The organism is Burkholderia sp. BCC0405, assembly GCF_902833075.1.
Lineage (GTDB): Bacteria > Pseudomonadota > Gammaproteobacteria > Burkholderiales > Burkholderiaceae > Burkholderia.
This window is the reverse complement of record NZ_CADFEO010000039.1, coordinates 1-19,536: the sequence shown is the minus strand read 5'-3', so window position 1 is coordinate 19,536 and position 19,536 is coordinate 1. Positions and strand designations below refer to the sequence as shown.

The 19,536-nt window shown below is 57.0% G+C and carries 35 protein-coding genes, 1 tRNA gene and 2 pseudogenes; 33 read left to right on the top strand and 5 right to left on the bottom strand.

Annotated features, from left to right (window positions below):
• The 4 genes and pseudogenes from HWX36_RS35890 to HWX36_RS35875 all read left to right on the top strand — a co-directional run.
• Positions 1-341, top strand: a pseudogene (locus HWX36_RS35890) (hypothetical protein); the annotation flags it as partial.
• A 1-nt stretch (position 342) separates the two neighbouring features.
• Complete coding sequence (locus HWX36_RS35885; protein ID WP_175958456.1) at positions 343-645, top strand: hypothetical protein; 303 nt, start codon at positions 343-345, stop codon at positions 643-645.
• 1 nt (position 646) lies between these two features.
• Positions 647-889, top strand: a complete 243-nt coding sequence (locus HWX36_RS35880) for a hypothetical protein (protein ID WP_175958455.1) — start codon at positions 647-649, stop codon at positions 887-889.
• Position 890: 1 nt separating this feature from the next.
• Complete coding sequence (locus HWX36_RS35875; protein ID WP_175958454.1) at positions 891-1,100, top strand: hypothetical protein; 210 nt, start codon at positions 891-893, stop codon at positions 1,098-1,100.
• A 20-nt stretch (positions 1,101-1,120) separates the two neighbouring features.
• Here HWX36_RS35875 and HWX36_RS35870 read toward each other — a convergent pair whose 3' ends face one another.
• Entirely contained in the window at positions 1,121-1,261 is a 141-nt protein-coding gene (locus tag HWX36_RS35870) for a hypothetical protein (protein ID WP_175958453.1), read from the bottom strand.
• A 610-nt stretch (positions 1,262-1,871) separates the two neighbouring features.
• Here HWX36_RS35870 and HWX36_RS35865 point away from each other — a divergent pair.
• The 25 genes and pseudogenes from HWX36_RS35865 to HWX36_RS35745 all read left to right on the top strand — a co-directional run bounded on the left by HWX36_RS35865 (position 1,872) and on the right by HWX36_RS35745 (position 14,488).
• Positions 1,872-2,078: a hypothetical protein gene (locus HWX36_RS35865; RefSeq protein WP_175958452.1), complete on the top strand. Its 207-nt coding sequence runs from the start codon at positions 1,872-1,874 to the stop codon at positions 2,076-2,078.
• Entirely contained in the window at positions 2,075-2,230 is a 156-nt protein-coding gene (locus tag HWX36_RS35860; RefSeq protein WP_175958451.1) for a hypothetical protein, read from the top strand. Before HWX36_RS35865 ends, HWX36_RS35860 begins: the two co-directional genes overlap by 4 nt.
• Positions 2,231-2,508: 278 nt before the next feature.
• Entirely contained in the window at positions 2,509-2,799 is a 291-nt protein-coding gene (locus HWX36_RS35855) for a hypothetical protein (RefSeq protein WP_175958450.1), read from the top strand.
• A gap of 334 nt (positions 2,800-3,133) precedes the next feature.
• A complete protein-coding gene (locus tag HWX36_RS35850) occupies positions 3,134-3,319 on the top strand; it encodes a hypothetical protein (RefSeq protein WP_175958449.1) in 186 nt (61 codons plus the stop codon).
• Positions 3,316-3,498 carry a hypothetical protein gene (locus HWX36_RS35845; protein ID WP_175958448.1) on the top strand — a complete coding sequence of 61 codons (183 nt, stop codon included), beginning with the start codon at positions 3,316-3,318 and terminating at the stop codon, positions 3,496-3,498. Before HWX36_RS35850 ends, HWX36_RS35845 begins: the two co-directional genes overlap by 4 nt.
• A 113-nt stretch (positions 3,499-3,611) precedes the next feature.
• On the top strand, positions 3,612-4,223 hold the full coding sequence (locus tag HWX36_RS35840; RefSeq protein ID WP_175958447.1) for an ERF family protein: 612 nt from the start codon (positions 3,612-3,614) through the stop codon (positions 4,221-4,223).
• Between the two features lie 2 nt (positions 4,224-4,225).
• Positions 4,226-4,558 (top strand): annotated as a pseudogene (gene ssb, locus HWX36_RS35835) (single-stranded DNA-binding protein); the annotation flags it as partial.
• A 5-nt stretch (positions 4,559-4,563) separates the two neighbouring features.
• Positions 4,564-5,064, top strand: a complete 501-nt coding sequence (locus HWX36_RS35830) for a siphovirus Gp157 family protein (protein WP_175958445.1) — start codon at positions 4,564-4,566, stop codon at positions 5,062-5,064.
• Entirely contained in the window at positions 5,061-5,750 is a 690-nt protein-coding gene (locus tag HWX36_RS35825) for a DUF3820 family protein (RefSeq protein ID WP_175958444.1), read from the top strand. The genes HWX36_RS35830 and HWX36_RS35825 overlap by 4 nt, the downstream gene beginning before the upstream one ends.
• Before the next feature lie 338 nt (positions 5,751-6,088).
• Positions 6,089-6,874 carry a DNA cytosine methyltransferase gene (locus tag HWX36_RS35820; RefSeq protein ID WP_244136609.1) on the top strand — a complete coding sequence of 262 codons (786 nt, stop codon included), beginning with the start codon at positions 6,089-6,091 and terminating at the stop codon, positions 6,872-6,874.
• An 8-nt stretch (positions 6,875-6,882) separates the two neighbouring features.
• Entirely contained in the window at positions 6,883-7,365 is a 483-nt protein-coding gene (locus HWX36_RS35815; RefSeq protein WP_175958442.1) for an AP2 domain-containing protein, read from the top strand.
• Positions 7,366-7,367: 2 nt separating this feature from the next.
• On the top strand, positions 7,368-9,440 hold the full coding sequence (locus HWX36_RS35810; RefSeq protein ID WP_175958441.1) for a hypothetical protein: 2,073 nt from the start codon (positions 7,368-7,370) through the stop codon (positions 9,438-9,440).
• Complete coding sequence (locus tag HWX36_RS35805; protein WP_175958440.1) at positions 9,437-9,883, top strand: hypothetical protein; 447 nt, start codon at positions 9,437-9,439, stop codon at positions 9,881-9,883. Before HWX36_RS35810 ends, HWX36_RS35805 begins: the two co-directional genes overlap by 4 nt.
• The gene (locus tag HWX36_RS35800; RefSeq protein WP_175958439.1) at positions 9,880-10,164 is read left to right on the top strand and encodes a hypothetical protein; all 285 of its coding nucleotides are present in this window, start codon (positions 9,880-9,882) and stop codon (positions 10,162-10,164) included. The genes HWX36_RS35805 and HWX36_RS35800 overlap by 4 nt, the downstream gene beginning before the upstream one ends.
• Complete coding sequence (locus HWX36_RS35795) at positions 10,161-10,361, top strand: hypothetical protein (protein WP_175958438.1); 201 nt, start codon at positions 10,161-10,163, stop codon at positions 10,359-10,361. The genes HWX36_RS35800 and HWX36_RS35795 overlap by 4 nt, the downstream gene beginning before the upstream one ends.
• Positions 10,362-10,430: 69 nt before the next feature.
• Positions 10,431-11,525, top strand: coding sequence for an IS5-like element ISButh6 family transposase (locus tag HWX36_RS35790; RefSeq protein WP_175958437.1), 1,095 nt, complete (start codon positions 10,431-10,433; stop codon positions 11,523-11,525).
• A 240-nt stretch (positions 11,526-11,765) separates the two neighbouring features.
• Positions 11,766-12,014 carry a hypothetical protein gene (locus HWX36_RS35785; RefSeq protein WP_175958436.1) on the top strand — a complete coding sequence of 83 codons (249 nt, stop codon included), beginning with the start codon at positions 11,766-11,768 and terminating at the stop codon, positions 12,012-12,014.
• The gene (locus tag HWX36_RS35780; protein WP_175958435.1) at positions 12,007-12,336 is read left to right on the top strand and encodes a hypothetical protein; all 330 of its coding nucleotides are present in this window, start codon (positions 12,007-12,009) and stop codon (positions 12,334-12,336) included. The genes HWX36_RS35785 and HWX36_RS35780 overlap by 8 nt, the downstream gene beginning before the upstream one ends.
• A complete protein-coding gene (locus HWX36_RS35775) occupies positions 12,333-12,602 on the top strand; it encodes a hypothetical protein (protein ID WP_175958434.1) in 270 nt (89 codons plus the stop codon). The genes HWX36_RS35780 and HWX36_RS35775 overlap by 4 nt, the downstream gene beginning before the upstream one ends.
• Complete coding sequence (locus HWX36_RS35770; RefSeq protein ID WP_175958433.1) at positions 12,599-12,853, top strand: hypothetical protein; 255 nt, start codon at positions 12,599-12,601, stop codon at positions 12,851-12,853. Before HWX36_RS35775 ends, HWX36_RS35770 begins: the two co-directional genes overlap by 4 nt.
• Before the next feature lie 320 nt (positions 12,854-13,173).
• Positions 13,174-13,539 (top strand): hypothetical protein, encoded by a 366-nt coding sequence (locus HWX36_RS35765; protein ID WP_175958432.1) that lies wholly within the window; start codon positions 13,174-13,176, stop codon positions 13,537-13,539.
• The gene (locus tag HWX36_RS35760; RefSeq protein ID WP_175958431.1) at positions 13,536-13,793 is read left to right on the top strand and encodes a hypothetical protein; all 258 of its coding nucleotides are present in this window, start codon (positions 13,536-13,538) and stop codon (positions 13,791-13,793) included. The genes HWX36_RS35765 and HWX36_RS35760 overlap by 4 nt, the downstream gene beginning before the upstream one ends.
• Complete coding sequence (locus HWX36_RS35755; RefSeq protein WP_175958430.1) at positions 13,794-14,042, top strand: hypothetical protein; 249 nt, start codon at positions 13,794-13,796, stop codon at positions 14,040-14,042.
• Positions 14,035-14,202, top strand: a complete 168-nt coding sequence (locus HWX36_RS35750) for a hypothetical protein (RefSeq protein WP_175958429.1) — start codon at positions 14,035-14,037, stop codon at positions 14,200-14,202. Before HWX36_RS35755 ends, HWX36_RS35750 begins: the two co-directional genes overlap by 8 nt.
• Before the next feature lie 34 nt (positions 14,203-14,236).
• Entirely contained in the window at positions 14,237-14,488 is a 252-nt protein-coding gene (locus HWX36_RS35745; protein WP_175958428.1) for a pyocin activator PrtN family protein, read from the top strand.
• Here HWX36_RS35745 and HWX36_RS35740 read toward each other — a convergent pair.
• Positions 14,485-15,501, bottom strand: a complete 1,017-nt coding sequence (locus HWX36_RS35740; protein WP_175958427.1) for a site-specific integrase — start codon at positions 15,499-15,501, stop codon at positions 14,485-14,487. The two genes, HWX36_RS35745 and HWX36_RS35740, sit on opposite strands and share 4 nt — an antisense overlap.
• Positions 15,502-15,625: 124 nt before the next feature.
• On the opposite strand from HWX36_RS35740, the gene dusA reads away from it, so the two are divergent.
• The 3 genes from dusA (at position 15,626) to HWX36_RS35725 (ending at position 17,757) form a co-directional block, all read left to right on the top strand.
• On the top strand, positions 15,626-16,660 hold the full coding sequence (gene dusA / locus HWX36_RS35735) for a tRNA dihydrouridine(20/20a) synthase DusA (RefSeq protein WP_175958426.1): 1,035 nt from the start codon (positions 15,626-15,628) through the stop codon (positions 16,658-16,660).
• 57 nt (positions 16,661-16,717) lie between these two features.
• Positions 16,718-16,793: transfer RNA gene (locus HWX36_RS35730), tRNA-His, on the top strand.
• A gap of 175 nt (positions 16,794-16,968) precedes the next feature.
• Complete coding sequence (locus tag HWX36_RS35725) at positions 16,969-17,757, top strand: nucleotide-binding protein (RefSeq protein WP_175958425.1); 789 nt, start codon at positions 16,969-16,971, stop codon at positions 17,755-17,757.
• A 48-nt stretch (positions 17,758-17,805) separates the two neighbouring features.
• Here HWX36_RS35725 and HWX36_RS35720 read toward each other — a convergent pair whose 3' ends face one another.
• Genes HWX36_RS35720 through HWX36_RS35710 form a run of 3 tightly spaced genes read right to left on the bottom strand, consistent with a single transcriptional unit; the run spans position 17,806 to position 19,204 of the window.
• On the bottom strand, positions 17,806-18,339 hold the full coding sequence (locus HWX36_RS35720; protein ID WP_175958424.1) for a hypothetical protein: 534 nt from the start codon (positions 18,337-18,339) through the stop codon (positions 17,806-17,808).
• Positions 18,340-18,363: 24 nt separating this feature from the next.
• Positions 18,364-19,008 (bottom strand): hypothetical protein, encoded by a 645-nt coding sequence (locus HWX36_RS35715; RefSeq protein ID WP_175958423.1) that lies wholly within the window; start codon positions 19,006-19,008, stop codon positions 18,364-18,366.
• Positions 18,977-19,204 (bottom strand): DUF4224 domain-containing protein, encoded by a 228-nt coding sequence (locus HWX36_RS35710; RefSeq protein ID WP_175958422.1) that lies wholly within the window; start codon positions 19,202-19,204, stop codon positions 18,977-18,979. The genes HWX36_RS35715 and HWX36_RS35710 overlap by 32 nt, the downstream gene beginning before the upstream one ends.
• Positions 19,205-19,240: 36 nt before the next feature.
• On the opposite strand from HWX36_RS35710, the gene HWX36_RS35705 reads away from it, so the two are divergent.
• Positions 19,241-19,471: a hypothetical protein gene (locus HWX36_RS35705; protein WP_175958421.1), complete on the top strand. Its 231-nt coding sequence runs from the start codon at positions 19,241-19,243 to the stop codon at positions 19,469-19,471.
• The last annotated feature ends 65 nt before the right edge of the window (positions 19,472-19,536 follow it).

Genomic DNA, 19,536 nt, shown 5'->3' with positions numbered 1-19,536 from the left:
GCGGTGCGGCAACGGCCAGCGGCGATAGCGGTGCGGCAACGGCCAGCGGCCCTCGCGGTGCGGCAACGGCCAGCGGCGATAGCGGTGCGGCAACGGCCAGCGGCCCTCGCGGTGCGGCAACGGCCAGCGGTCGCCATTCTGCTGCTATGGCCTCGGGTTTTGAAGGTCGTGCGCGCGGCATTGAAGGCGCAGCTTTATTTCTGATTTATCGCGATGAGGATGCAGATGGAGATGACTATGGTCGGATCCTTCATGCGAAGGCGTTCATCGTGGGTCGCGATGGCATCAAAGCGGACACCTGGTATTCGCTGAATGCCGAAGGTGAGCCGGTCAAGGTTTGACATGAGCACTCTATCCGGAACAATGCGCGGCGTTGAGTATCGGGACGCGCGCATGCAGGCGCAGGCCGAGCATGAGCAAGCGATCTTCGACGCTGGTCATGATCGCGGCTACGAGCTTGGCATGGCCGAGGCCGAGCATGAAATTGCTGGTTTCGCGAGAAAGTTCAAGCTCGATCCGAGCGAGCCAATGGATGCCCTCTGTCGTCGTTTCGTGGCTGAATTCATCGGTAGCTGCGATTGCTGCTATGGAGAGTTGGCGAAGGCGGTTGCTGAGGCGACGGGAATGTTTGAGAACGAGGTGTGAGATGAACCATATCAAAAATGGTGGCCCGGCGTTTCCGTCCACCACGAAGACGTACATCGCCGATGACGGCGACACGATGCACCAGGGCGCGAACGGCATGTCGCTCCGCGACTACTTCGCGGCGCATGCACCTGACGTTCCCGATGATTTTGGCTGGGCGGATGGCGAAACCGATACATGGCAACGGCGTGCCCGATGGAGCTATTGCTACGCCGACGCCATGCTCCGCGCGCGGGAGAACTGACATGAACTGGAACCGAGGCGATCTCGAACTGAACGGCGGGATGCTTTATTCGAACGGTCGATATCTCGGCACGTTCTCTAGCTGGGCCGCGGGCAAGGAAGCAATCGGGATCATGAAAGAAGGGCGGCAGGTTTGTACTGCCCGCGATACACACACGATGTCAGAGGAAGACATTGATCTGATGCTGGCCATCGATTATGACGAGAGGTAGCCATGCGCCCCACCAAAGCCCTACACCGCGCGGCGACTGCGAGCCTGGACGGTCATCTTCGCTTTGTCGTGAGCGTACACGGCATCGCTCGCGTAATGACGCTTCCCGAACTCGCCTGCTGCAACGAAGCCCGCGTGCAGTGCGCCTTGTTCTGCGGGCATGTTGTTAATCCGAGGGGGTGAAGATGGGCAAAAAGGTCGATGCCTTAAATCATCGATATGGACGCTATGTTGTGATTGCTGAAGTGGGAATGAATAAATGGGGCAGTCAGCAAGTTTGGGTTCTGTGTGATTGTGGGACGAAAAGAATCGTCCAACTTAGTTCACTAAGGGGCGGAAAATCACAATCATGCGGATGCTTGGCCAGAGAAAAGGCAAGCGTCACCATGAGAATGTCGAAGCTGACTCATGGCATGAGAAGGAAAAGCATATATAACATCTGGTGCAATATGAGATCCAGATGCAACAACCCAAATAATCCAAACTATGAAAGATACGGCGGCCGAGGAATCAAGGTATGCGAACGATGGATGAAGTTCGAAAATTTTTATTTGGATATGGGGGACAGGCCTAAAGGATTGTCTATTGACAGGATTGATAACAACAAAGGATATGAGCCTGGAAATTGCAAATGGGCGACTCCTAAAGATCAAGCGCGTAATACTCGGCAGACGAGAACAATCAATACTCCCGATGGACCAATGCTCGCGGTTGAGGCCGCTGAGAAATATGGCATATCCATTGACAATATAAGAAGCAGAATCCATAGAGGATGGCCGGAGGAAAGATTGTTAGAACCAATCAAGCGACGGTGATGGAAATGGAAATATGGCGTCTGCGAGTTGCCCATGCTGCGGCTCGCGATAGAAACGATAAAGAAGCGCAAGAACGGATCGCATGGGCTATCAGTTTTGCGATTGCCGGCGACAAGGAGCGGGCCGAGCCGATCTACAACCAGTATGTGAAGGAGGCAACATGAAAGAGGAAAGCCACGAGGAAATTTTCGCGCGTCTCGATGCGGCACGCCGGATCATGATGCCCTTTAAAGACTGGATTCGCGGCGAGCAACGCAAGCGCGACGATGCGGCGTTCAGGGCGTTTATGGACAAGATTCAGACGCCAGTCAAGTGATGATGGTGCCAAAGGCTTTGTAGGGATGGGAATGCGCGGGTGGTGACTGCGCAGCGACTAGGGAGCATTTACCCGGCCACGGCGAGGCATCGCTCATGGCAACGATCGGCCCGATCAACAATAGGGCGGAAATACGGGTAGGCGTCGGCGTAGACGAGGCAAGTAGTTCGAGCCGCGAGCCTCGCACGTATTGCGGCCCACACCGCGCGGCAGCAAGCCGGAGCCACACCACCGGCCCCATCCCCACAAAGCCTTGAGGACTACTACTGGAGAACGCCATGGCAACAATGAGCAAACTGAAACCTGGCGATGTGCTCTATGACGTGCATCGAACGAAGATGGGCAATACGACGGCGAGCACGATGGGATGTTGGATCGTGCGCGTTATCGAAGTGCACGGGACATACATCATCGCCTCATGGAATGGTAATCCACCGCGTCGCATGTTTGAACACAGCATCAAGAAGCTTCGCGTCAACAAGCCAGTATTCGTCAAATCCGGTTTCGGTAAGCGTCTCGCAACTCGCGACGAAATAAAGGCCATGAAAGCCGAAAAGGAAAGGCCATGAACGGATTCTGGGTTCGCTTCTACGCCGCGCTCGTCGCAAACCTGATCGTCGGATCGTTCTGCGCATACCAGGCGATTCGATATGTCGAACTTGTCGTGATGGGGCAGTGATGGACAGAGAAGCGTGGAACAGTCGCCAGATGACGACGCGCGTGCTGGATCGGTGCGACGACTGCGGGAAGCTGAAAGACGACGTGAAGCCGCGAGAACATTTCACCGGCTACTTTTTCAGCAAACGCTGGGAGTTGAAGAAAACGTGCTGCGCTGCGTGTTTCGAGATCGCTAAGCAACAGCAGGCGGCTGAGTATTCGGGACTTGGATGCTAGGAGAGCGAGATGATTGCAAAGAATACCGATATCAAAAACTGGGACACGGGTCTGAGCGATGCTGAACGTCGCGACGCTCTCTACGAGTTCCAACGATTCAAGCAGATTGAGGCGCTCGGGACGCGATATCTGACGCATCACGCCAATGCGCCGAAGCGCGGGACATACAACCCATTGACGGGAGCGCCAGCATGAACATCGAAACCATGAACCGGCGAGAACTTCTGGCGCAAATCAACCAAGCATCGAATGTCCTTAGGCGCTACGAGTTGGCAGACGGCAACCGCTGGCGCGACGAGCGACATGCTAGGGAAGCGGTTGGGGCGGAACTGGATGCGTTGGTCGCCGAGTGGCATCGGCGCAACCTCGAATAGGTGTCGCATGACGGACGACGACGATTCATTTTGGCAAGCGCAACAGCAACAAGAGCAGCAGGAACAGGAAGCCGAGGACGCCCTTGGCTGGCATCAAATCTTCGGAGCACAATGTGAAAACGAGCGAAAGTCTGGGAAAGATTTCGGCAGCGTTATTGGCAGCACAGAAGGCAATAACGTTCGCTAGTAAGGACGCTACAAATCCGCATTTCAAGAATAAGTATGCGGATCTGCCAGCTGTTATTGATGCCATTAAACCTGCCTTGAATGAGGCAGATATCATCTTCATTCAGTCAGCAAGTCCATCGGAGGATGGCAAGCTTCATTTGGCCACGCGATTGCAACATGTTTCTGGCGAATGGATTGAGGACACACTGGTCATGCCATTGCCGAAGCAAGATCCGCAGGGATATGGATCGGCGATGACTTACGCGCGCCGTTATGCCCTTGCCGCAATTACCGGTTTGTATCAAGACGACGATGACGGTAACTCTGGGTCAGGTGTAGGTGAAAGAGCGGCGTCGAACACGACTTCGAAAAGCGCCTCCAAGCGAACAGAATCTCTTCCAGAAGATCCCGCAGACATGGCGACAGTTGAGCAAATGAAAGCCGCTACCACTGTCCCCGAGTTGGTAGCCATCATGAATGGCCTGACCAAAGAGCAGAAGGCCGCCGCGAATGCGACGTTCAATCAACGCATGAAAGAATTGAAAAAGGCGGCGTAACTATGGCATCCGTCAACAAGGTCATCCTCGTCGGCAACGTGGGCGCCGATCCCGAGACACGATATTTGCCGAGTGGCGACGCGATTACAAATATCCGGCTTGCCACATCTGACAAGTACAAAGACAAGTCCACTGGAGAACCGAAGGACGTTACCGAATGGCATCGGATCGCGTTCTTCGGAAAGCTGGCCGAGATCGTCTCCGAGCATGTCAAAAAAGGTTCTTCACTGTACGTCGAGGGGAGAATCAAGACGCGGAAGTGGCAAGACAACAATGGGCAAGACAAGTATTCGACTGAGATCATCGCGGACGTAGTTCAATTCCTCGGGAGCCGAGACAAATGAACCTTAGCCTTTTCGCCATCGCTGGCGAGTATCGTCAGCAACTTGACCAGCTCGAACAACTTGGGTTGGACGAGCAGACATTTAAAGACACGCTAGATTCAATCAACGGTGATATTGAAACGAAGTCGATCAATGTCGCCATGTTTGTTCGCAATCTAGAATCCAGCGCAGCCGCCATCGAGACGCAGATTGAAATGATGAGTGAGCGTGCGGCAGCGATCAGAAAGAAAGCGAATCATGTCCGGGAATATCTGCTTTCCAACATGGAGCATGCGAAACTCCAAAAAATCGAATCGCCGTTCTTTGTGCTATCGATCCGGAAGAATCCACCGTCGCTGATCGTGGACGACGAGAAGAAGATTCCGCCGTCGTTTCTTAAGACGCCGGAACCGCCGCAACCGTCGCTTGATAAGGCGGCGCTGAAGGATGCGCTGAAGGCAGGGCAAGAAATCCCCGGTGCTCACCTAGAACAAAAAAACAGGTTGGAAATCAAATGACCGCATACATTTTCGACACCGAAACGACAAGCGCGGACGATCCACAATTAATCGAAGCGGCGCTACTAACAATGAGCGACGATCTGGCTGATCACGCTCCGCGCGACGTGTTCCTGCAACGCTACCAGCCGACCAAAGCAATCAGCTTCGGCGCGATGGCCGTTCACCATATCCTGCCTTCGGATTTGGTTAATTGTCCGCCGAACGTCGAGTTCCGTTTGCCGAACGATATGACGTACATGATCGGACATAAGGTTGACTTCGATTGGGAGGTCGCAGGTAAGTTGAACGTGAAGCGCATTTGCACGCTGGCGATGGCACGACGGGTCTGGCCGGATGCCGAGTCGCACACGCTTGGCGCATTAAGCTACATGCTCGGATCAAATCTGGAAGCGGTGCGTCTCGAACTACGCGACGCGCACAATGCACTTGCCGATTGTTATCTCTGCGCGCGCGTACTCTTTGCAATCATCGAGCATGCTGACCAGGATCTGAGGACATGGGAAGACGTGTATCAGTTCTCTGAGCGCGCGCGAATTCCGACGCATATGTCGTTTGGCAAGCATGCGGGCAAGCCGATTGCAGATGTGCCATACGACTATCGAGCATGGTATGCGCGCCAACCCGATCCAGATCCATATCTTCTGAAGGCTTTCGGCCTTCCGGTGCCGCAACAAGCGCACTGACTCTCCACGCACCACCCATCCAACAAAGGAATAGGCCGACATAAGGGCGGCGTTTCTCCGCAGGGTGGAGTGGTGCGCCTATTTTCCCTTGGAAGGACCGCTACCACAGGGCCCGACTTTTTGGGGCAGTTCTACTGATTGAGGATGACGTGCCTGCGTACTACAGCGAGATCGACCCGTATGCAGCGCAGTGGCTGCGCAACCTGATCGCCGCGGGGCACATCGCTCCTGGCGATGTCGACGAACGGAGTATTGAGGATGTCCGACCTGATGACCTGCGAGCCTACGACCAGTGCCATTTCTTCGCCGGCCTTGGAGGATGGTCACGCGCGCTGCGCATGGCTGGATGGCCCGACGAACGACCTGTTTGGACCGGCAGTTGTCCGTGCCAACCTTTCTCCCTCGCAGGCAAGGGACTTGGGTTTGATGACCCGCGACACCTCTGGCCTGCATGGTATTGGCTCATCAAAGAGCGACGCCCTGCAACGATCTTTGGAGAACAGGTTGCGGCAGCGACTGACTGGCTCGGTCTCGTGCGACATAACCTGGAAGCCCTGGAATACGCCGTGGGGGCAATGCCTGTCGAAGCCGCGAGCGCGGGTGCGGAGCACTTTCGAGATCGTTTTTGGTTTGTGGCCCACGATGACCAGCAACGCGCCGGCACGCGACGGCAACAACGAGGCCGGCAACAGCGCGGGACAGGTTGCGATTCGCAAAATCCTGCTGGCTCTCTATCCGACAGCGACAACCCCGAGTGGCGGACAGACGATTCCCGAGGGGACGTCGATGTCGGGTCGCAAGCCGGACGGCTCGAAAGCGCAAGTGACGTTGCAGAACGTCGTGCTCGCCATGTGGTCGATGATTCGTGCTTCGGATGGGGCGAAGGGTGGACCGAACATGAGTTTCGGAGCCGGGGGTTCTCCGCTGCCGTCGCAAGTATCGACGGTTGCCAATACGTCGAATGCCCCGATGGAAAGTGGCGGCGGCTCCCTCCACCCCGAGTTCGCTGGCTGGGAAATGGGATACCCGCCCGAGTGGCTAAGTTGCGCGCCCTCGGAAACGCCATCGACCTGCGGCCGGCCGCGCAATTCATCCTCGCCGCGCAAGACATCCTGACCACCTGAGGACCACCATGAAAGAGATCCGGCTTGCGAACGGCTCAGTCGCGCTGGTAGACGACGCAGATTTCGACGACCTATCGCAATACACATGGTCGTTGAGTCCAAAGGGGTATGCCAGGCGTCGATGGATAGATCAACGAAGCGGAAGAAAGATGCAAATCCTCATGCACCGACAGATCCTCGGGCTTACGAACGGAGACGGGAAGGCGACCGATCACGCAGACGGAAATCGTCTAAATAACCAGAGATCGAATATCCGCGTCTGCACGCTTGCCGAGAACAACAGGAATCGCCGTATCAACCGAACCAGCAGCACTGGTTTCAAGGGTGTTTGTCGAAAGATGGGCACAACTCGCGATCGCTTTGTTGCCCGCATCAAGTTCAACTACAAGAGCATCTATCTCGGAACGTTCGATACGCCAGAAGAGGCTCATCAGTCCTATTGCGACGCAGCCAAGCGGCTTTACGGCGAGTTCGCCAGCTCAGGAGAATGACCATGACCACCACCGACAATAGCCGCGCTGATGCGCGCACGCCTAGACAAACACACGACGTGATCGTGCGCGCGATCGATCTTGAAGCACTCGGTATCTCAATTGCGTACACGATGACGGATGACCCAAAGCGTCTTGCGGAGTGCAAGCGCAATGCCCAGCTGATCGCCGCAGCGTTTGATTCATCTGTCGAGCAGCACGAAGCAGCGCCGGCCGGCCATACCGTTTATGCGCAGGGAGTGATCGCCAACGTTCAAGCCCTTCGTCGCCTCCTGATGGGAATGCTCGATCAAGGTCATCAGTTCAACAGCGCCGATGCGATTCTTGGTGTCATCGAAGAAAGCATCGATGAGGCGATGAGCGACGCCCATGCTCAGGGCGAGCAAGAAGAAAAGGATCGCGCCGCAAACGCGCAGCCCGAACCGCCAGCGGCAGACGAGCGGGATGACGACGCCGATGATTATCCGGCAACGCCCGAATCGGAACGCGCGGCATTCAACGGGATGATGCGCTGGCACCTGATTCGATTGCTTCAGGCATGGCGATATGGCGGCGACTTACGAGCGGTTGGCATGGCCGCCTTCGAATGGGCTCGCGCGAATGACGTTGGCAAGGAAGCGTTCCGCGCCAGCGAGAAAGCGGTAAAACTTTTCGCCCCGCTCGAAGGCACGGGCAATGGGGCGGATGAGCGGGTGGCGCAGATGGCGCATGATTTGCGCTGCGCAGGTGTTGCAGGCACCAAGGCAGGCGGCCTGCTGCACGCTGCGGCAGAAATGTTGGAAGCGCTGGGCGCCCGCGCCCCTCGCATTGAGTTGGCGGGAGCGGTGCCGATCCAAGCCGGCTTTCTGACTGAAGATCGCAAGTCCGAGATCGCCCGTAAGTGCGAGGTCGAATGTCACGCCAGCCCCGGCACCAACATGTGGCAGTGCGCTTACATGGCCATCGAGGAAACGATAAACGCGCTTGCCGAACCCCATTTGTCCACTTGGATTGCGGAGGTCTGCGAAGACGCGGACGGGTACAAGCATATCGAGCCAGTCATCGAAGCTTTGGACGATTTGCCGAAGGGGATGAAGCTCTACGGCGCCCCGCAGCCTCCCTCCCCAGATGCAGCGGCAGCGCCGGCAGACGAGCGGGCGGCGTTCTACGTCCACAAAAATGCAGTTCAAGAAATCTGCGAGCACGGCTTCGACTTCACTCAAACCCAAATTTTTGCCCGTCAGCGCAGTGACAATTATGTGCCCATCTATCTGAGAGCATCGGGAGTCGCTCCGCAGCCTCCCTCCGCAGATGCAGCGGCAGAGGACAAGTACGTCATCGAGCGCCTGAGCACGGTGCTCGCGGGGGTCGCAGCGGCGCTGCTCGGCGAGGAAGCTGACCGCCCTGCCGCTGAAACGCTCCAGAAGCTGCCCGAGGAAGCCGCGAAAATTCGCCTCGAACTTGATCTTTACCGGGCGCAAGCCGCAGATGCAGCGGCAGCGCCGGTGGACGAGCGGGCGGCGTTCTCGCGCTGGGCAAACGCCAACCGCGTAGCGGACACTGAGTTCCATTTTTCAATTTGGTCTGGCCGCGCGGCAGCATCGCAGCCCGCAGACGAGCGGGCGGCGTTCGAGGCGTGGTGGTACGAGCGCGAAGCATTCGGACTGCGCGCCGAACGGCTCGACACGCCGGAAGCGGCCGCGCGCGCTGCCTGGAACGAGCGCGCGGGAGCATCGAAGCCCGCAGCGAATCCGCCGTTTGAGAACTGCCAGTTTCGCGCATGTGATTTGCCGGGTCAGTGCCGCAGCGAAGGCGCGTGCCACCACCCCAAGCCCGCAGCGGCAGCGGGGCAGGCGATAGCCGGGGGAATCGTAGGCGCTTGGGTAACCGATGATGATCGGTCGATCACGGCTGCGCAAAAGCAGAGAGCATTGGCCGATGGTGGTGCAACCGCGTCATCAGTGCGGCCGTATTCGATCCCGTGCTATCTCGACGCCCCGCCCGCGCAGGTAGCCGCTCGGCAGGGGGCAGATGACGCCATCGACCTGATCCGCAACGCCAATCCTGACCTGAAATTGCCAAAGGGGAAAGCATGAATAAGACACTGACGAGCCTTGCGCACGAAATTTACGCAGCCGCGCAAACCACGCCCGGCGAAGGAATCGCAGATGCGGCAGGCCGCATTGAAGCCCTCCTCGCCGCTCAGCAGCCGGAGCCGCGCGCATTCCTCACCGACGATCAGCGCGACAAGATCGAGCAAGCAGAGGCATGCCTACGCAATACCGGGCACAAGGAAGATCGCGAAGCAGCAAACGGCCTTCTTGACGTGCTGATCGCCCATCCGGTTCAGCCGGAGCCGCGCGCCGAGGTGACGGAGGCTGAAATCAGCGCTGCCGCACGAGTGCTCTCGGATAGCAACGCCGACCTATGCTACGTCGATCGCGACGATAACTGGAAGATCCACGGCGATGAATTCAGGCTTGAGGCTAAAGCCGCGCTCGAGGCCGCTTATGCCGCCCGCGCAGGAGAAGGCCAATGACTGAACCGATTCTTAGCGACGACGAGGTCGACGCAATCTACGAACGCGTCCATGCGGAATGGGAGGCGCGAAACAAGTGTGCTCCGAATCTCTGGGTCGCGTTCACTGCCGCCGTGCTGGAGAAGGTTTGCAGGGAGCCTCGTGCATGGGTTGTTGAGGGTGGCCGAACCTTCGTCGACAAGGCGTTCATTCGCGAGGCCAGCGCAGACGCTTCAATCGCGGAGCGGAACGATGGCGCACGTAAGACACCTCTCTACACCCTCCACCGGAGCAGGCCATGAAGATCACCGGTGACATGCTGACGGAGAAATGTATCGAAACTTGCGGCTTCTATATCAAGGGCAAAGCATGCGTCTGCAAAGAAAGTCGCGAACGGTCTGCGGCCATCGCGCAAGCCGTCAGCCAAGGGCATGGATGGATTAATCCGCGTCCTGATGGAGCTAAAGCTAGCAGGCTGTTGAATTTGGGAACGGTGTAAACGGGCTTTGGGAGCGGTGCGTTAGAGATATCGTGTTCATGACCTTGAGCGGATGAGCCGATGCGTGGAATGGACGAGATGCAAGAACCGCTGTTCACGACGGTGAAGCTGGAAGACTTCGTGCCGGCCGATCACCCGTTGCGGCCGCTGCGGCTGCTGGTCAATCAGGCACTGAAGCGGCTCAACGGGTTGTTCGGCACGATCTACGCGGACAGTGGCCGCGCCTCGATTGCACCGGAGAAATTGCTGCGTGCGTTGTTGCTGCAAGTGTTCTACTCGGTCCGCAGCGAGCGCATGCTGATGGAGCAGATGCGCTACAACCTGCTGTTTCGCTGGTTCGTCGGCTTGGCCATCGAAGACGCCGTCTGGGACCACTCGGTATTCTCGAAGAACCGCGACCGGCTGCTTGAGCACGAAGTAATCGAGGCGTTCTTTACCGAAGTCATGAGCTTGGCGGACAAGCAAGGGTTGCTGTCCAGAGAGCACTTCTCGGTCGATGGCACACTGATCCAGGCGTGGGCCAGTCACAAGAGCTTCCGTCCCAAGGACGGCTCGGACGATCCGCCAGCCGGCGGTGGCCGCAATGTCGACACCGACTGGAAGGGCAAGCGCCGCAGTAACGACACGCATGAATCGAGCACCGATCCGGATGCGCGCCTGTTCCGAAAGGGGCGGCAAAGCGGAGCCATCCTGTGTTATCAGGGGCACATCCTGATGGAGAACCGCTCGGGCTTGGTGGTCGGCGCAGTGGTCAGCCACGCTGATGGTTTCGGCGAACGCGCGAGTGCGTTGCGCCTGATCGATTGCGTGCCGGGTCGTCACGCCAAGACGCTCGGCGCCGACAAGGGTTACGACATGCGCGACTTTGTGCGGGATTGCCGAGCGCGCAAAGTGACGCCACACGTCGCGCGCAACGACACGCATCAAGGCGGCAGTGCGATCGACGGCCGTACCTCGCGGCACGCCGGTTATGGCATTAGCCAAGTGATTCGCAAACGCATCGAAGAGCACTTCGGCTGGGGCAAGACCGTCGGCAGGATACGACAGACCGCGTATCGCGGCCTCAAACGGGTCGACCAGCACTTCAAGCTGACGATGCTGGCGAGCAATCTGACTCGAATGGCGCGAATGCTGACGGTGGTGCCTCAAGGAGCGGTGCAATGAGCCGCCCAAGCGCGGCCGTCGCACGGCAACGCGCCGGCTGGACCGCTCGCGAACGGTCCAGCGTCGGCGATTCGTTGGCAACTCGGCAGCCAAGCGCATACGAAATCCTTTTAAACAGCGCCCCGGTCATCAAAGCGAGGCGCTTTTCAACAGCCTGCTAGGTGCGGTGGTCCAGCCTTGTGCAATGTATGTCGAATCGAGGCGGGACTATTACCGAAGGTCAGAAATGAACCTCCACCGATGCCTAAGTGCAAACCTGCCGCCGTCTCCATCAATGCGATGAAGCGCGATGCAAACATCATTGAGGCCCTGCATGTAGCTCGCTATGCGCTAGTAATTCATAACGGATTGCCGTTCACATGCGAAGGCGAAACGCATCGTATGGACTTCGAAATAGAACTGACGAAGATCGATGCAGTGATGACCATGCTCGGAATTGATCTTTCCGAGCCTTTGCCCGCTCCAATTAAGGGAGATGATGATGAATGATGCGCAACGAGAACTCTACGAAAAATTAAATGCACCTTTGTATACCGCTGACGACTGCATGGTAATGGCCGAGGCGGCCAACGAAATCCGCTATCTGGCAGAACTTATCGATGCGCTTGAACGGCAAGCCGCCCGCCGCACCACTCCCGACAGGGATTCGATCATCGAAGCCGCTCAAGCGCTGCTGCGCGACGCACTCGATGAGGTGCGAGTTCATCCATGCGATGCGCACAACGACGAGGTACGCGCAAATGGCCTGAGCGAGAATATGTATGCACTATATCTAGCTTTGACGGCCGCCCCCAATGGAGAGAAGGGATGAGCGAGAAACTGAAAATCGGAAAAGACGAACGAGTCATCACCGCATTCGCCGAACCCGCGAACGGGCCTGGATGGAGCAATCAGCCGATTTGGGTGATCGTGCGAGACGCTACAGGCCAATTACGCCAAGAGTGCATCCAGCCAGACCAGCAAACCTACGAGATGCTTCTTCTCTATCGCGCATCGCATGAACTTCACTCTGCTATGACGATAGCGGCCAATGTTGCACTTCGGCCGAAAGTGAAACTTCCACGAGGGAAACGATGATCGACATCTCGAAGATGAAAGCGCTGTTGGCGCGAGTCAATGACTGCACGAAGCCGGTTGATGCGGCGGATCGGAACGGCATCATGCAACTTGTCGAATCCCTCCTATCCGAACTCGAAGCCCGAGAAGCGGATCGGCGGTGGCTTGGTTTGGAGCTTCAGGGAGTGATCATCGATACGGAGCAAGGCAACGGATTCGATGAAGTCTGCCTAGCAACGATCAAGCGCGTTCGGGAAGTTCTCGCGCGATGACAAGGGGAAGATAATGATCGTCCGAGAAATAGTTGACCTCTTTGGCGAAACGATTGTTGAGCGCATCAGCGAGGCGAAGCCAGGAAGAAAGCCTACGCAACCGAACGGTTATGCGGCTACGCCGGGAACCGGGCCCGCTGGCGAGACGTGCAAGACCTGCGAACACAAACGATCTACCGGCAGCATGTGCGCGCGGGTCTACTGGAAATGCGCACTCATGGAGCATGCTTGGACCGGCGGACCCGGCTCAGACATCCGCATGCGATCTCCTGCGTGCAGTCGCTGGAGTGCGCATGCCCCTGCCATTGAGGGAGAACAGAATGACCGATAGAGAGATGTTGGAATGGGCGGCGAAGGCGGCTGGGATTGATGGCGTCTGGAATTGCGGATTTGATGGGCAATTCCAAGGATTTTTCGCGTTTCTGGAAAACGGTAGCTTGGGAAGCGAGTGGAACCCGTTGCTAGACGATGGCGCCGCGCTGTGTCTGGCAACGAAACTTAGAATCGAATACATTTTTCTCAACGATAGTCAGTTGATTCAATGCTCGGTTGCAGAACATACCGGCTTGGGCGATTGGGAGACTTTCTTATGCGATGAGCCGATCGGAGCGGATGTGTACGCCTCTATGCGTCGCGCCATCGTCCGAGCCGCCGCAGAGCTTGGGAAGATGGGAGAGCAAGGATGAGTCACGCACGTTGGAGCAAGCAACCGAGTGAAATAGGGCTTCGAAGAGTCGTGCAGGGAACGCGCGGTTTTAATCTGAAGAAAGATGGAGAAATTCTGGCGAGCGTGCGTCCGTTATATTCCAAGACAAACCGATTCGATGTAGTCGGATGGTACTGGTATGGATTCGGCAACAATACCTGCCGCACACCAGTATCGACGCCAGAAGAAGCAAAGGCGCAAGCTATGGCTGCATATAAAGCATGCGAGACTTGAATGCGCCACACGTTTCAAAGAATCCTAGCAATCAGCCGCATGGAGTTTGGTATGCCGCAAGCAACTGACGAGTTAAGGGAAGAGTGGACGGATTTGACGGCACTGGAGTGGTTGGCCGGGAATTTCAGATGGCCTGGTGGGATGATCCGAGTTCGGGCTGGTTATATGCCGACCGAGAAAGATTTGCGGGCCATTCAGTATATGTGCGATGAGTTTGATTTCGCATACGATGGAGTGCAGTATGAATGAGTCTTGCAAGCACGGCATCCCATGGAAATGCTACTGCGCCCAATGCGAGTTCGCGCTGGCGCTGCAAACAGAGGTGCGCTACGGGAAAGAGGTCGATGAGGCGCGGAAGGTGATTGAGCGCGAGCAGGGTAAAGATTGGGAAGCGGCAAAGACCGCATAAACAAGTTCTCGGGGTGATTCTTTGCGAGGACGACATGAAATCTTTGTTTATTCTGATGGCGCAATTTGATTCGAAACTTCGGTTATCACTTGACGAAGTCTGCGAGGCTATCGGTTATGCCAAGCAGACAGCATATAATGAATTGAGTCTCGGACAGTTTCCAATCCCGATGCAAAAATGTGCCAACAAATGGGTTGCCGATATCCGAGACGTGGCAGAATACCTAGATCGCGAGCGAGAATCAGCCAAGCAGCAGCATGCGAAGCTGAATCGCATTGCCGCTTAGTCTCGATGTAGGTTCTTCGCCTTAACCTGCGTATAGCGTCGCAGCATTCTCCAGTCACGATGTCCGCTAACTAAGGCAACCTGTTCGATCCGGTAGGCCTGTTCAAACAACCGCGAGATGCCTTCATGCCGCAGGTCATGGAAACGCAGATCGTGGATCTTCAAGTCATTGCATGCGCGCGGGAAGATAGACGAGAACGTTTTTTCGTTATATGGGAAGATGCGGCCATCCTCCGACTTTGGCTGGCGTTTCACGATCTCAAACGCCTCACCAAGCAACGGCACCGTTTGGTTGTTGCCGATCTTCTCGTTTGGATGCTTGCGATCGCGAATGACGATAGTCCGGTCTTGCTCGTTCAAGTCATCCCAGCGAAGAGACGTGATCTCGCTGGCCCGCATTGTCGTAGCGATAGCAAATCGGATGATGTCCGACATGGGAATGCGCTGGCGGACCTTCCCGTCAAAATACCTACAGAGCGCATCGATCTCTTCGTCGGTCGGACGACGGTCCCGTTCCTGGGATTTGGTGATGAGGGTGAGAAACTTCAGGGAAGGACGCGCGTCCTCGACTGGCGTTCCAGCAAACGGAATCTTGAACACTGATCGGGCAATCCGCAGGACATTGGCGAAATGGGTCATTTCAAGCCCGATCGTCACGCCGCCCGTGCCGGACTCCTTGCGCTTCTTTGCATAGTCAATGATTGCATGGGAGTCTAGGGTTGCAAGCGTCACATCGGCTAATCCGGCCTTCAAGAACTTAAGGGCGCCGAGCTTGGACTTGCCGATGGTCTTGTGCTTGCCGACTTCTTCCTCATACCTTTGGATGAGCTGCGGGATGGTAATATCTGCTAGTTTGCGTTCATCTGCGAATTTGCCCGCGCGCATTTCTTCCTCGATGCTTCGCGCCCAGTCCTCGGCATGCTTTCGTTTGTCGAATGTGCGCGTGAGCGGAGGATGCCCCTTTCGTCTGACTTGTGCGCGCCACTTCTCGCCGATCTTCAGGATGGATGCCATCGTCGCCTCGTTTGTGAGGAGCGATTGTAGCAATCCCGTAGCAACGAAATGCGAAATAGCAGTAAATTTAGGTAAGCATCGGTAGGATTGTCCGTAGCAAAAACCTCAATACATCATTGATTTTATGGGATTTTCCGGAAAATTCGGCGCTCGCAAGGTTGCTGTAGCCCCGATGCTCGACTGGACCGACCGCCATTGCCGGTCGTTCCACCGGACGTTGACGCGCGACACGTGGCTGTATACGGAGATGATCACGACGGGTGCGCTGCTGTTCGGCGATGCCCAGCGGCATCTCGCGTTCACGCCGAACGAATCGCCGGTTGCGCTGCAACTGGGCGGCAGCGAGCGCGACGATCTCGCGCGCGCGGCGAAGCTCGGCGAGCAGTGGGGCTACGACGAAATCAACCTGAATTGCGGATGCCCGTCCGAGCGCGTGCAGCGCGGCGCGTTCGGCGCGTGCCTGATGAACGAGCCGCAGCTCGTCGCCGATTGCGTGAAGGCGATGCGCGATGCGGTGTCGGTGCCGGTCACGGTCAAGCATCGGATCGGTGTCGACGCGGTCGAAGACTACGCATTCGTGCGCGACTTCGTCGGCACGGTGGCCGAGGCTGGCTGCGAAACGTTCGTCGTGCATGCGCGCAATGCGATCCTGAAGGGGCTGTCGCCGAAGGAGAACCGCGAGATTCCGCCGCTCAAGTACGACTATGCGTATCAGCTGAAGCGCGACTTCCCGTCGCTCGAGATCGTCATCAACGGCGGCATCACGACGCTCGACGAGGTTGCGCAGCATCTCGAGCATGTCGACGGCGTGATGCTCGGCCGCGAGGCGTATCACAACCCGTACGTGCTCGCGGAGGTTGATACGCGCTTCTACGGATCGACCGCAGCGGTGCCGACGCGCGAAGAGGCCGAGGCGAAGCTGATCGAATACTGCGCGGCCGAACTGAAGCGCGGCACCTACCTCGGCGCGATCGTGCGGCACGCGCTCGGGCTGTATCGCGGCATGCCCGGCGCACGCGGTTGGCGTCGTGTGCTGTCCGACAACAAGAAGCTTGCGCGTGCGGATCTGGCCGTGTTCGACGAGGCGCGCGCGCATCTGAACGAGGCCGAAGAAGTTTTTGAAAAAAAAGCTTTGCAAGATTCAAAAGTGTTCGTATAATCTTGTTCTTCGCTGCTGAAACACAAAAGCAGCGAAGAACAAAAAGCAGTAACAGTGGTGGCTGTAGCTCAGTTGGTAGAGTCCAGGATTGTGATTCCTGTCGTCGTGGGTTCGAGTCCCATCAGCCACCCCAAAATTCTCAAGTAAAACAGGCGCTTAGGTGCCTGTTTTGCTTTTTGTGATATGAAATTCGGAACGGAAAACTGAATTTCGTAACGAAGCCCGCACACTGTGCGGGCTTTTTGCGTTTGAATCGCTGGTGCGATCGGGATGAGCCCGGCGCGCAATCGACGGCTTGGAGAATGACCTTGAAGAAGAAAAAAAATTATAGGAACACGAGGTTTGGTGTCGACGTGCTGCGAACTGCGATGGAGAAGGTCAAGGTTCTCGCCGCAAGTTCATCCTCCGACCTGACTCATTCCAACTTCAAGTTGGAACTTCAGGATGCGACGTGGACCTACGACGATGCCGAAGAGTTTTTCGGTGACTTTCGAACGTCCACAGGCTTCGCCTGGTGCTCAATCTATGGCGGATCGTACGACGTGGACGTCGTGCAGAGATCGAATTACGCCGAGGTTTTGGTTAAGGCTCCGACAAAATCCGAAATCGAAGCCGTATTCGACGTATTCGAAAGCAACGCCGCTAAGTCAGCGCTTCCGGTCGCTCCGGAGCCCGTTGACGTTGCTCCTATAGTGTTTATCGGACACGGCCGTAGCGCTGCTTGGCGCGATCTGAAGGACCATCTTCACGATAAGCACGGTATACAGATCGAGGCATATGAGACCGGTGCTCGGGCGGGACATACGATTCGCGATATTTTGGAAGAGATGGTCGAGAAAAGCTCGTTCGCGATTCTCGTCATGACGGCGGAGGATGAGCAGGCAGACGGTCAAATGAGGGCCCGCCAGAATGTCATTCACGAGGCTGGCTTGTTTCAAGGCCGGCTGGGCTTTCCTCGCGCCATTCTCCTGTTGGAAGAAGGTGTCGAAGAATTCTCGAATGTACAAGGGGTGCAGTACATTCGATTTTCCAAGAACAACATTAAAGAGACATTCGGCGAGGTTCTCGCAACCCTACGCCGGGAATTTTCGACGTGATTCGTTTAGGTTGAGGTGACGGCCAGAGGGACTCGCTAGCGCGAATGATCATTCCGTCGCACTAGCGGCCTTAACTTTCCGTCTATCGTAGTGCCGATGCGTTGTGCCCGGATTCGAGTGTGCCGCGAAATCGTATGCATCGGAATCGCGATTCGTGAGCTTCGTCGTAATTGCCGCGGGACGGATGTCCTGTAACGAGAAGTAGTCGGCGTGCTTCGTGAGCATTAGTTCCATCCCACCTTTGACCGGCCGGTTGATTCTGTTCGCGATTCGCTGTGCCGCCTCGCGCATCTTCTTGACCTCGAACTCCTTCGCGATCTCGGCGTCGTACGCGCCGATGTAGGCGTACATCGCGTCCTGCCACACCGACGCCCATCCGCTTTTCGAATACATCAGCCCCTTCCGATTCGGGAAGAGAAGCAGGCTGTCGGTTTTCCGGCCCCGCTTCGCTCGCTCGACCACGGCGCGCAGACGCGGCGACCAATGCCTGAGCTTCACGGTCTGGGCTTCCCCCTTTTTTCGTTTCGCGCCGACGACAAGGACACCGGCGTCCGACAATCCGGACGTGTGGTACGGGCGCACCTCGGCTGCACGAAACCCCGTGAGTTACGTGAACATCGCAGCGAGGCCCATCGTGCGATATGCCTGGTCCTGTCGAAGCGCCCACAGATAGAAGCGCAGCACCTGGTGCCGTTCGATCGCCCGCACGTCCTTCTCGGCCTTGTTCTGCATCATGCCGACAAGCGGGTTTGCCTTGTTGAGCCCCCAGCGGATCCAGTTATTGCACATCGTCGACATAAGCGCCATGTCCTTATTGGCGCCGATCGGCGCGCCGGCCTTCGCGCGCGCGTCTAGATACTGGTAACCGTGGATGGTTTCGAGCCGCTGTGGCGCCATACGGCCGAAGAAGCGAGTCAGACGATCGTAGGCGGAGTTTCGGACAGCTTTGCCATCACGCGACTGGTCGCGGAAGTGATCGGGATCAACCTCATCGCGAAACCGCTCTATGGCTTGACCGACCGATCCCGCCACGATTGTGCCTTCTTGAATGTCCAGTGCGCGACGTTTTGCCGTGCGCTCGGCGACGGCAAGGCCTGTGCGATCACCGCGTGGAGCGGAGGCAAGCGTTTCGGATCGACCGTCTGGGTACTTGTACCAGTAAGAGACCTTCCTGGCACCGGTTCGCTTGTACAGTCGATCAACACCCGTCGATTCATTTTTAGCAAAAGGCTTGGAGGTTCGGGCCGGCATCGTATCTTGAGGTTTTCGTTTCCGTGGTGAGGCCGAGCTTTCGGTCGCGATATGCGCGCGCAACCTTCGGCAGGCCCGATTTGTCGACGACGAAGCGCCAGTGATTCTGTTCGAGCCAGCGTGTCATGGAGGCGCGCTGGTTCGGTTTGCAGCCGACGAGGTCGGCCAGCTCGTGGGCGGTGAGGTAGTCGCTCATGCTACGATCCCCATGTCTCAAAAACGCGATTAACCAATGCTGAAGAAATTTGTAATGCGCGGGTACGAGATGAATTGCGAGCCGCGCGTGACGGAGGACGGCAAGTACGCCGCCCAGGTCGAGGTAACGAAATTGGGGTACAGCCGGGAAGCAGCGTTTCGCCAGCTTGGCGAGTTCGCCACAGAGGCTGAGGCGGTCGAGTACGCGAAGAACAGAGGTGGCCTCGCAAAATCGGACAGCCAGATAAGTGGAACGGCCGGGGCCTGAGCCAGCGATAATGCCGGCAAAGGAACCGAGGAAATGACGAAGAGAACCCGACGCACGCACTCAGC

What these genes read in the sequence shown, in the direction of transcription:
- HWX36_RS35715 (WP_175958423.1), bottom strand. Translation starts at nt 19,008, where the DNA reads ATGCCGGCCCGAACCTCCAAGCCTTTTGCTAAAAATGAATCGACGGGT.
- HWX36_RS35875 (WP_175958454.1), top strand. Translation starts at nt 891, where the DNA reads ATGAACTGGAACCGAGGCGATCTCGAACTGAACGGCGGGATGCTTTAT.
- HWX36_RS35800 (WP_175958439.1), top strand. Translation starts at nt 9,880, where the DNA reads ATGACTGAACCGATTCTTAGCGACGACGAGGTCGACGCAATCTACGAA.
- HWX36_RS35750 (WP_175958429.1), top strand. Translation starts at nt 14,035, where the DNA reads ATGAATGAGTCTTGCAAGCACGGCATCCCATGGAAATGCTACTGCGCC.
- HWX36_RS35810 (WP_175958441.1), top strand. Translation starts at nt 7,368, where the DNA reads ATGACCACCACCGACAATAGCCGCGCTGATGCGCGCACGCCTAGACAA.
- HWX36_RS35885 (WP_175958456.1), top strand. Translation starts at nt 343, where the DNA reads ATGAGCACTCTATCCGGAACAATGCGCGGCGTTGAGTATCGGGACGCG.
- HWX36_RS35745 (WP_175958428.1), top strand. Translation starts at nt 14,237, where the DNA reads ATGAAATCTTTGTTTATTCTGATGGCGCAATTTGATTCGAAACTTCGG.
- HWX36_RS35740 (WP_175958427.1), bottom strand. Translation starts at nt 15,501, where the DNA reads ATGGCATCCATCCTGAAGATCGGCGAGAAGTGGCGCGCACAAGTCAGA.
- HWX36_RS35805 (WP_175958440.1), top strand. Translation starts at nt 9,437, where the DNA reads ATGAATAAGACACTGACGAGCCTTGCGCACGAAATTTACGCAGCCGCG.
- HWX36_RS35870 (WP_175958453.1), bottom strand. Translation starts at nt 1,261, where the DNA reads ATGCCCGCAGAACAAGGCGCACTGCACGCGGGCTTCGTTGCAGCAGGC.
- HWX36_RS35860 (WP_175958451.1), top strand. Translation starts at nt 2,075, where the DNA reads ATGAAAGAGGAAAGCCACGAGGAAATTTTCGCGCGTCTCGATGCGGCA.
- HWX36_RS35880 (WP_175958455.1), top strand. Translation starts at nt 647, where the DNA reads ATGAACCATATCAAAAATGGTGGCCCGGCGTTTCCGTCCACCACGAAG.
- HWX36_RS35795 (WP_175958438.1), top strand. Translation starts at nt 10,161, where the DNA reads ATGAAGATCACCGGTGACATGCTGACGGAGAAATGTATCGAAACTTGC.
- HWX36_RS35850 (WP_175958449.1), top strand. Translation starts at nt 3,134, where the DNA reads ATGATTGCAAAGAATACCGATATCAAAAACTGGGACACGGGTCTGAGC.
- HWX36_RS35825 (WP_175958444.1), top strand. Translation starts at nt 5,061, where the DNA reads ATGACCGCATACATTTTCGACACCGAAACGACAAGCGCGGACGATCCA.
- HWX36_RS35830 (WP_175958445.1), top strand. Translation starts at nt 4,564, where the DNA reads ATGAACCTTAGCCTTTTCGCCATCGCTGGCGAGTATCGTCAGCAACTT.
- HWX36_RS35755 (WP_175958430.1), top strand. Translation starts at nt 13,794, where the DNA reads ATGCGCCACACGTTTCAAAGAATCCTAGCAATCAGCCGCATGGAGTTT.
- HWX36_RS35855 (WP_175958450.1), top strand. Translation starts at nt 2,509, where the DNA reads ATGGCAACAATGAGCAAACTGAAACCTGGCGATGTGCTCTATGACGTG.
- HWX36_RS35770 (WP_175958433.1), top strand. Translation starts at nt 12,599, where the DNA reads ATGATCGACATCTCGAAGATGAAAGCGCTGTTGGCGCGAGTCAATGAC.
- HWX36_RS35710 (WP_175958422.1), bottom strand. Translation starts at nt 19,204, where the DNA reads ATGAGCGACTACCTCACCGCCCACGAGCTGGCCGACCTCGTCGGCTGC.
- HWX36_RS35775 (WP_175958434.1), top strand. Translation starts at nt 12,333, where the DNA reads ATGAGCGAGAAACTGAAAATCGGAAAAGACGAACGAGTCATCACCGCA.
- HWX36_RS35765 (WP_175958432.1), top strand. Translation starts at nt 13,174, where the DNA reads ATGACCGATAGAGAGATGTTGGAATGGGCGGCGAAGGCGGCTGGGATT.
- HWX36_RS35780 (WP_175958435.1), top strand. Translation starts at nt 12,007, where the DNA reads ATGAATGATGCGCAACGAGAACTCTACGAAAAATTAAATGCACCTTTG.
- dusA (WP_175958426.1), top strand. Translation starts at nt 15,626, where the DNA reads ATGGGATTTTCCGGAAAATTCGGCGCTCGCAAGGTTGCTGTAGCCCCG.
- HWX36_RS35820 (WP_244136609.1), top strand. Translation starts at nt 6,089, where the DNA reads ATGGCTGGATGGCCCGACGAACGACCTGTTTGGACCGGCAGTTGTCCG.
- HWX36_RS35760 (WP_175958431.1), top strand. Translation starts at nt 13,536, where the DNA reads ATGAGTCACGCACGTTGGAGCAAGCAACCGAGTGAAATAGGGCTTCGA.
- HWX36_RS35790 (WP_175958437.1), top strand. Translation starts at nt 10,431, where the DNA reads ATGGACGAGATGCAAGAACCGCTGTTCACGACGGTGAAGCTGGAAGAC.
- HWX36_RS35845 (WP_175958448.1), top strand. Translation starts at nt 3,316, where the DNA reads ATGAACATCGAAACCATGAACCGGCGAGAACTTCTGGCGCAAATCAAC.
- HWX36_RS35865 (WP_175958452.1), top strand. Translation starts at nt 1,872, where the DNA reads ATGGCCGGAGGAAAGATTGTTAGAACCAATCAAGCGACGGTGATGGAA.
- HWX36_RS35815 (WP_175958442.1), top strand. Translation starts at nt 6,883, where the DNA reads ATGAAAGAGATCCGGCTTGCGAACGGCTCAGTCGCGCTGGTAGACGAC.
- HWX36_RS35705 (WP_175958421.1), top strand. Translation starts at nt 19,241, where the DNA reads ATGCTGAAGAAATTTGTAATGCGCGGGTACGAGATGAATTGCGAGCCG.
- HWX36_RS35785 (WP_175958436.1), top strand. Translation starts at nt 11,766, where the DNA reads ATGCCTAAGTGCAAACCTGCCGCCGTCTCCATCAATGCGATGAAGCGC.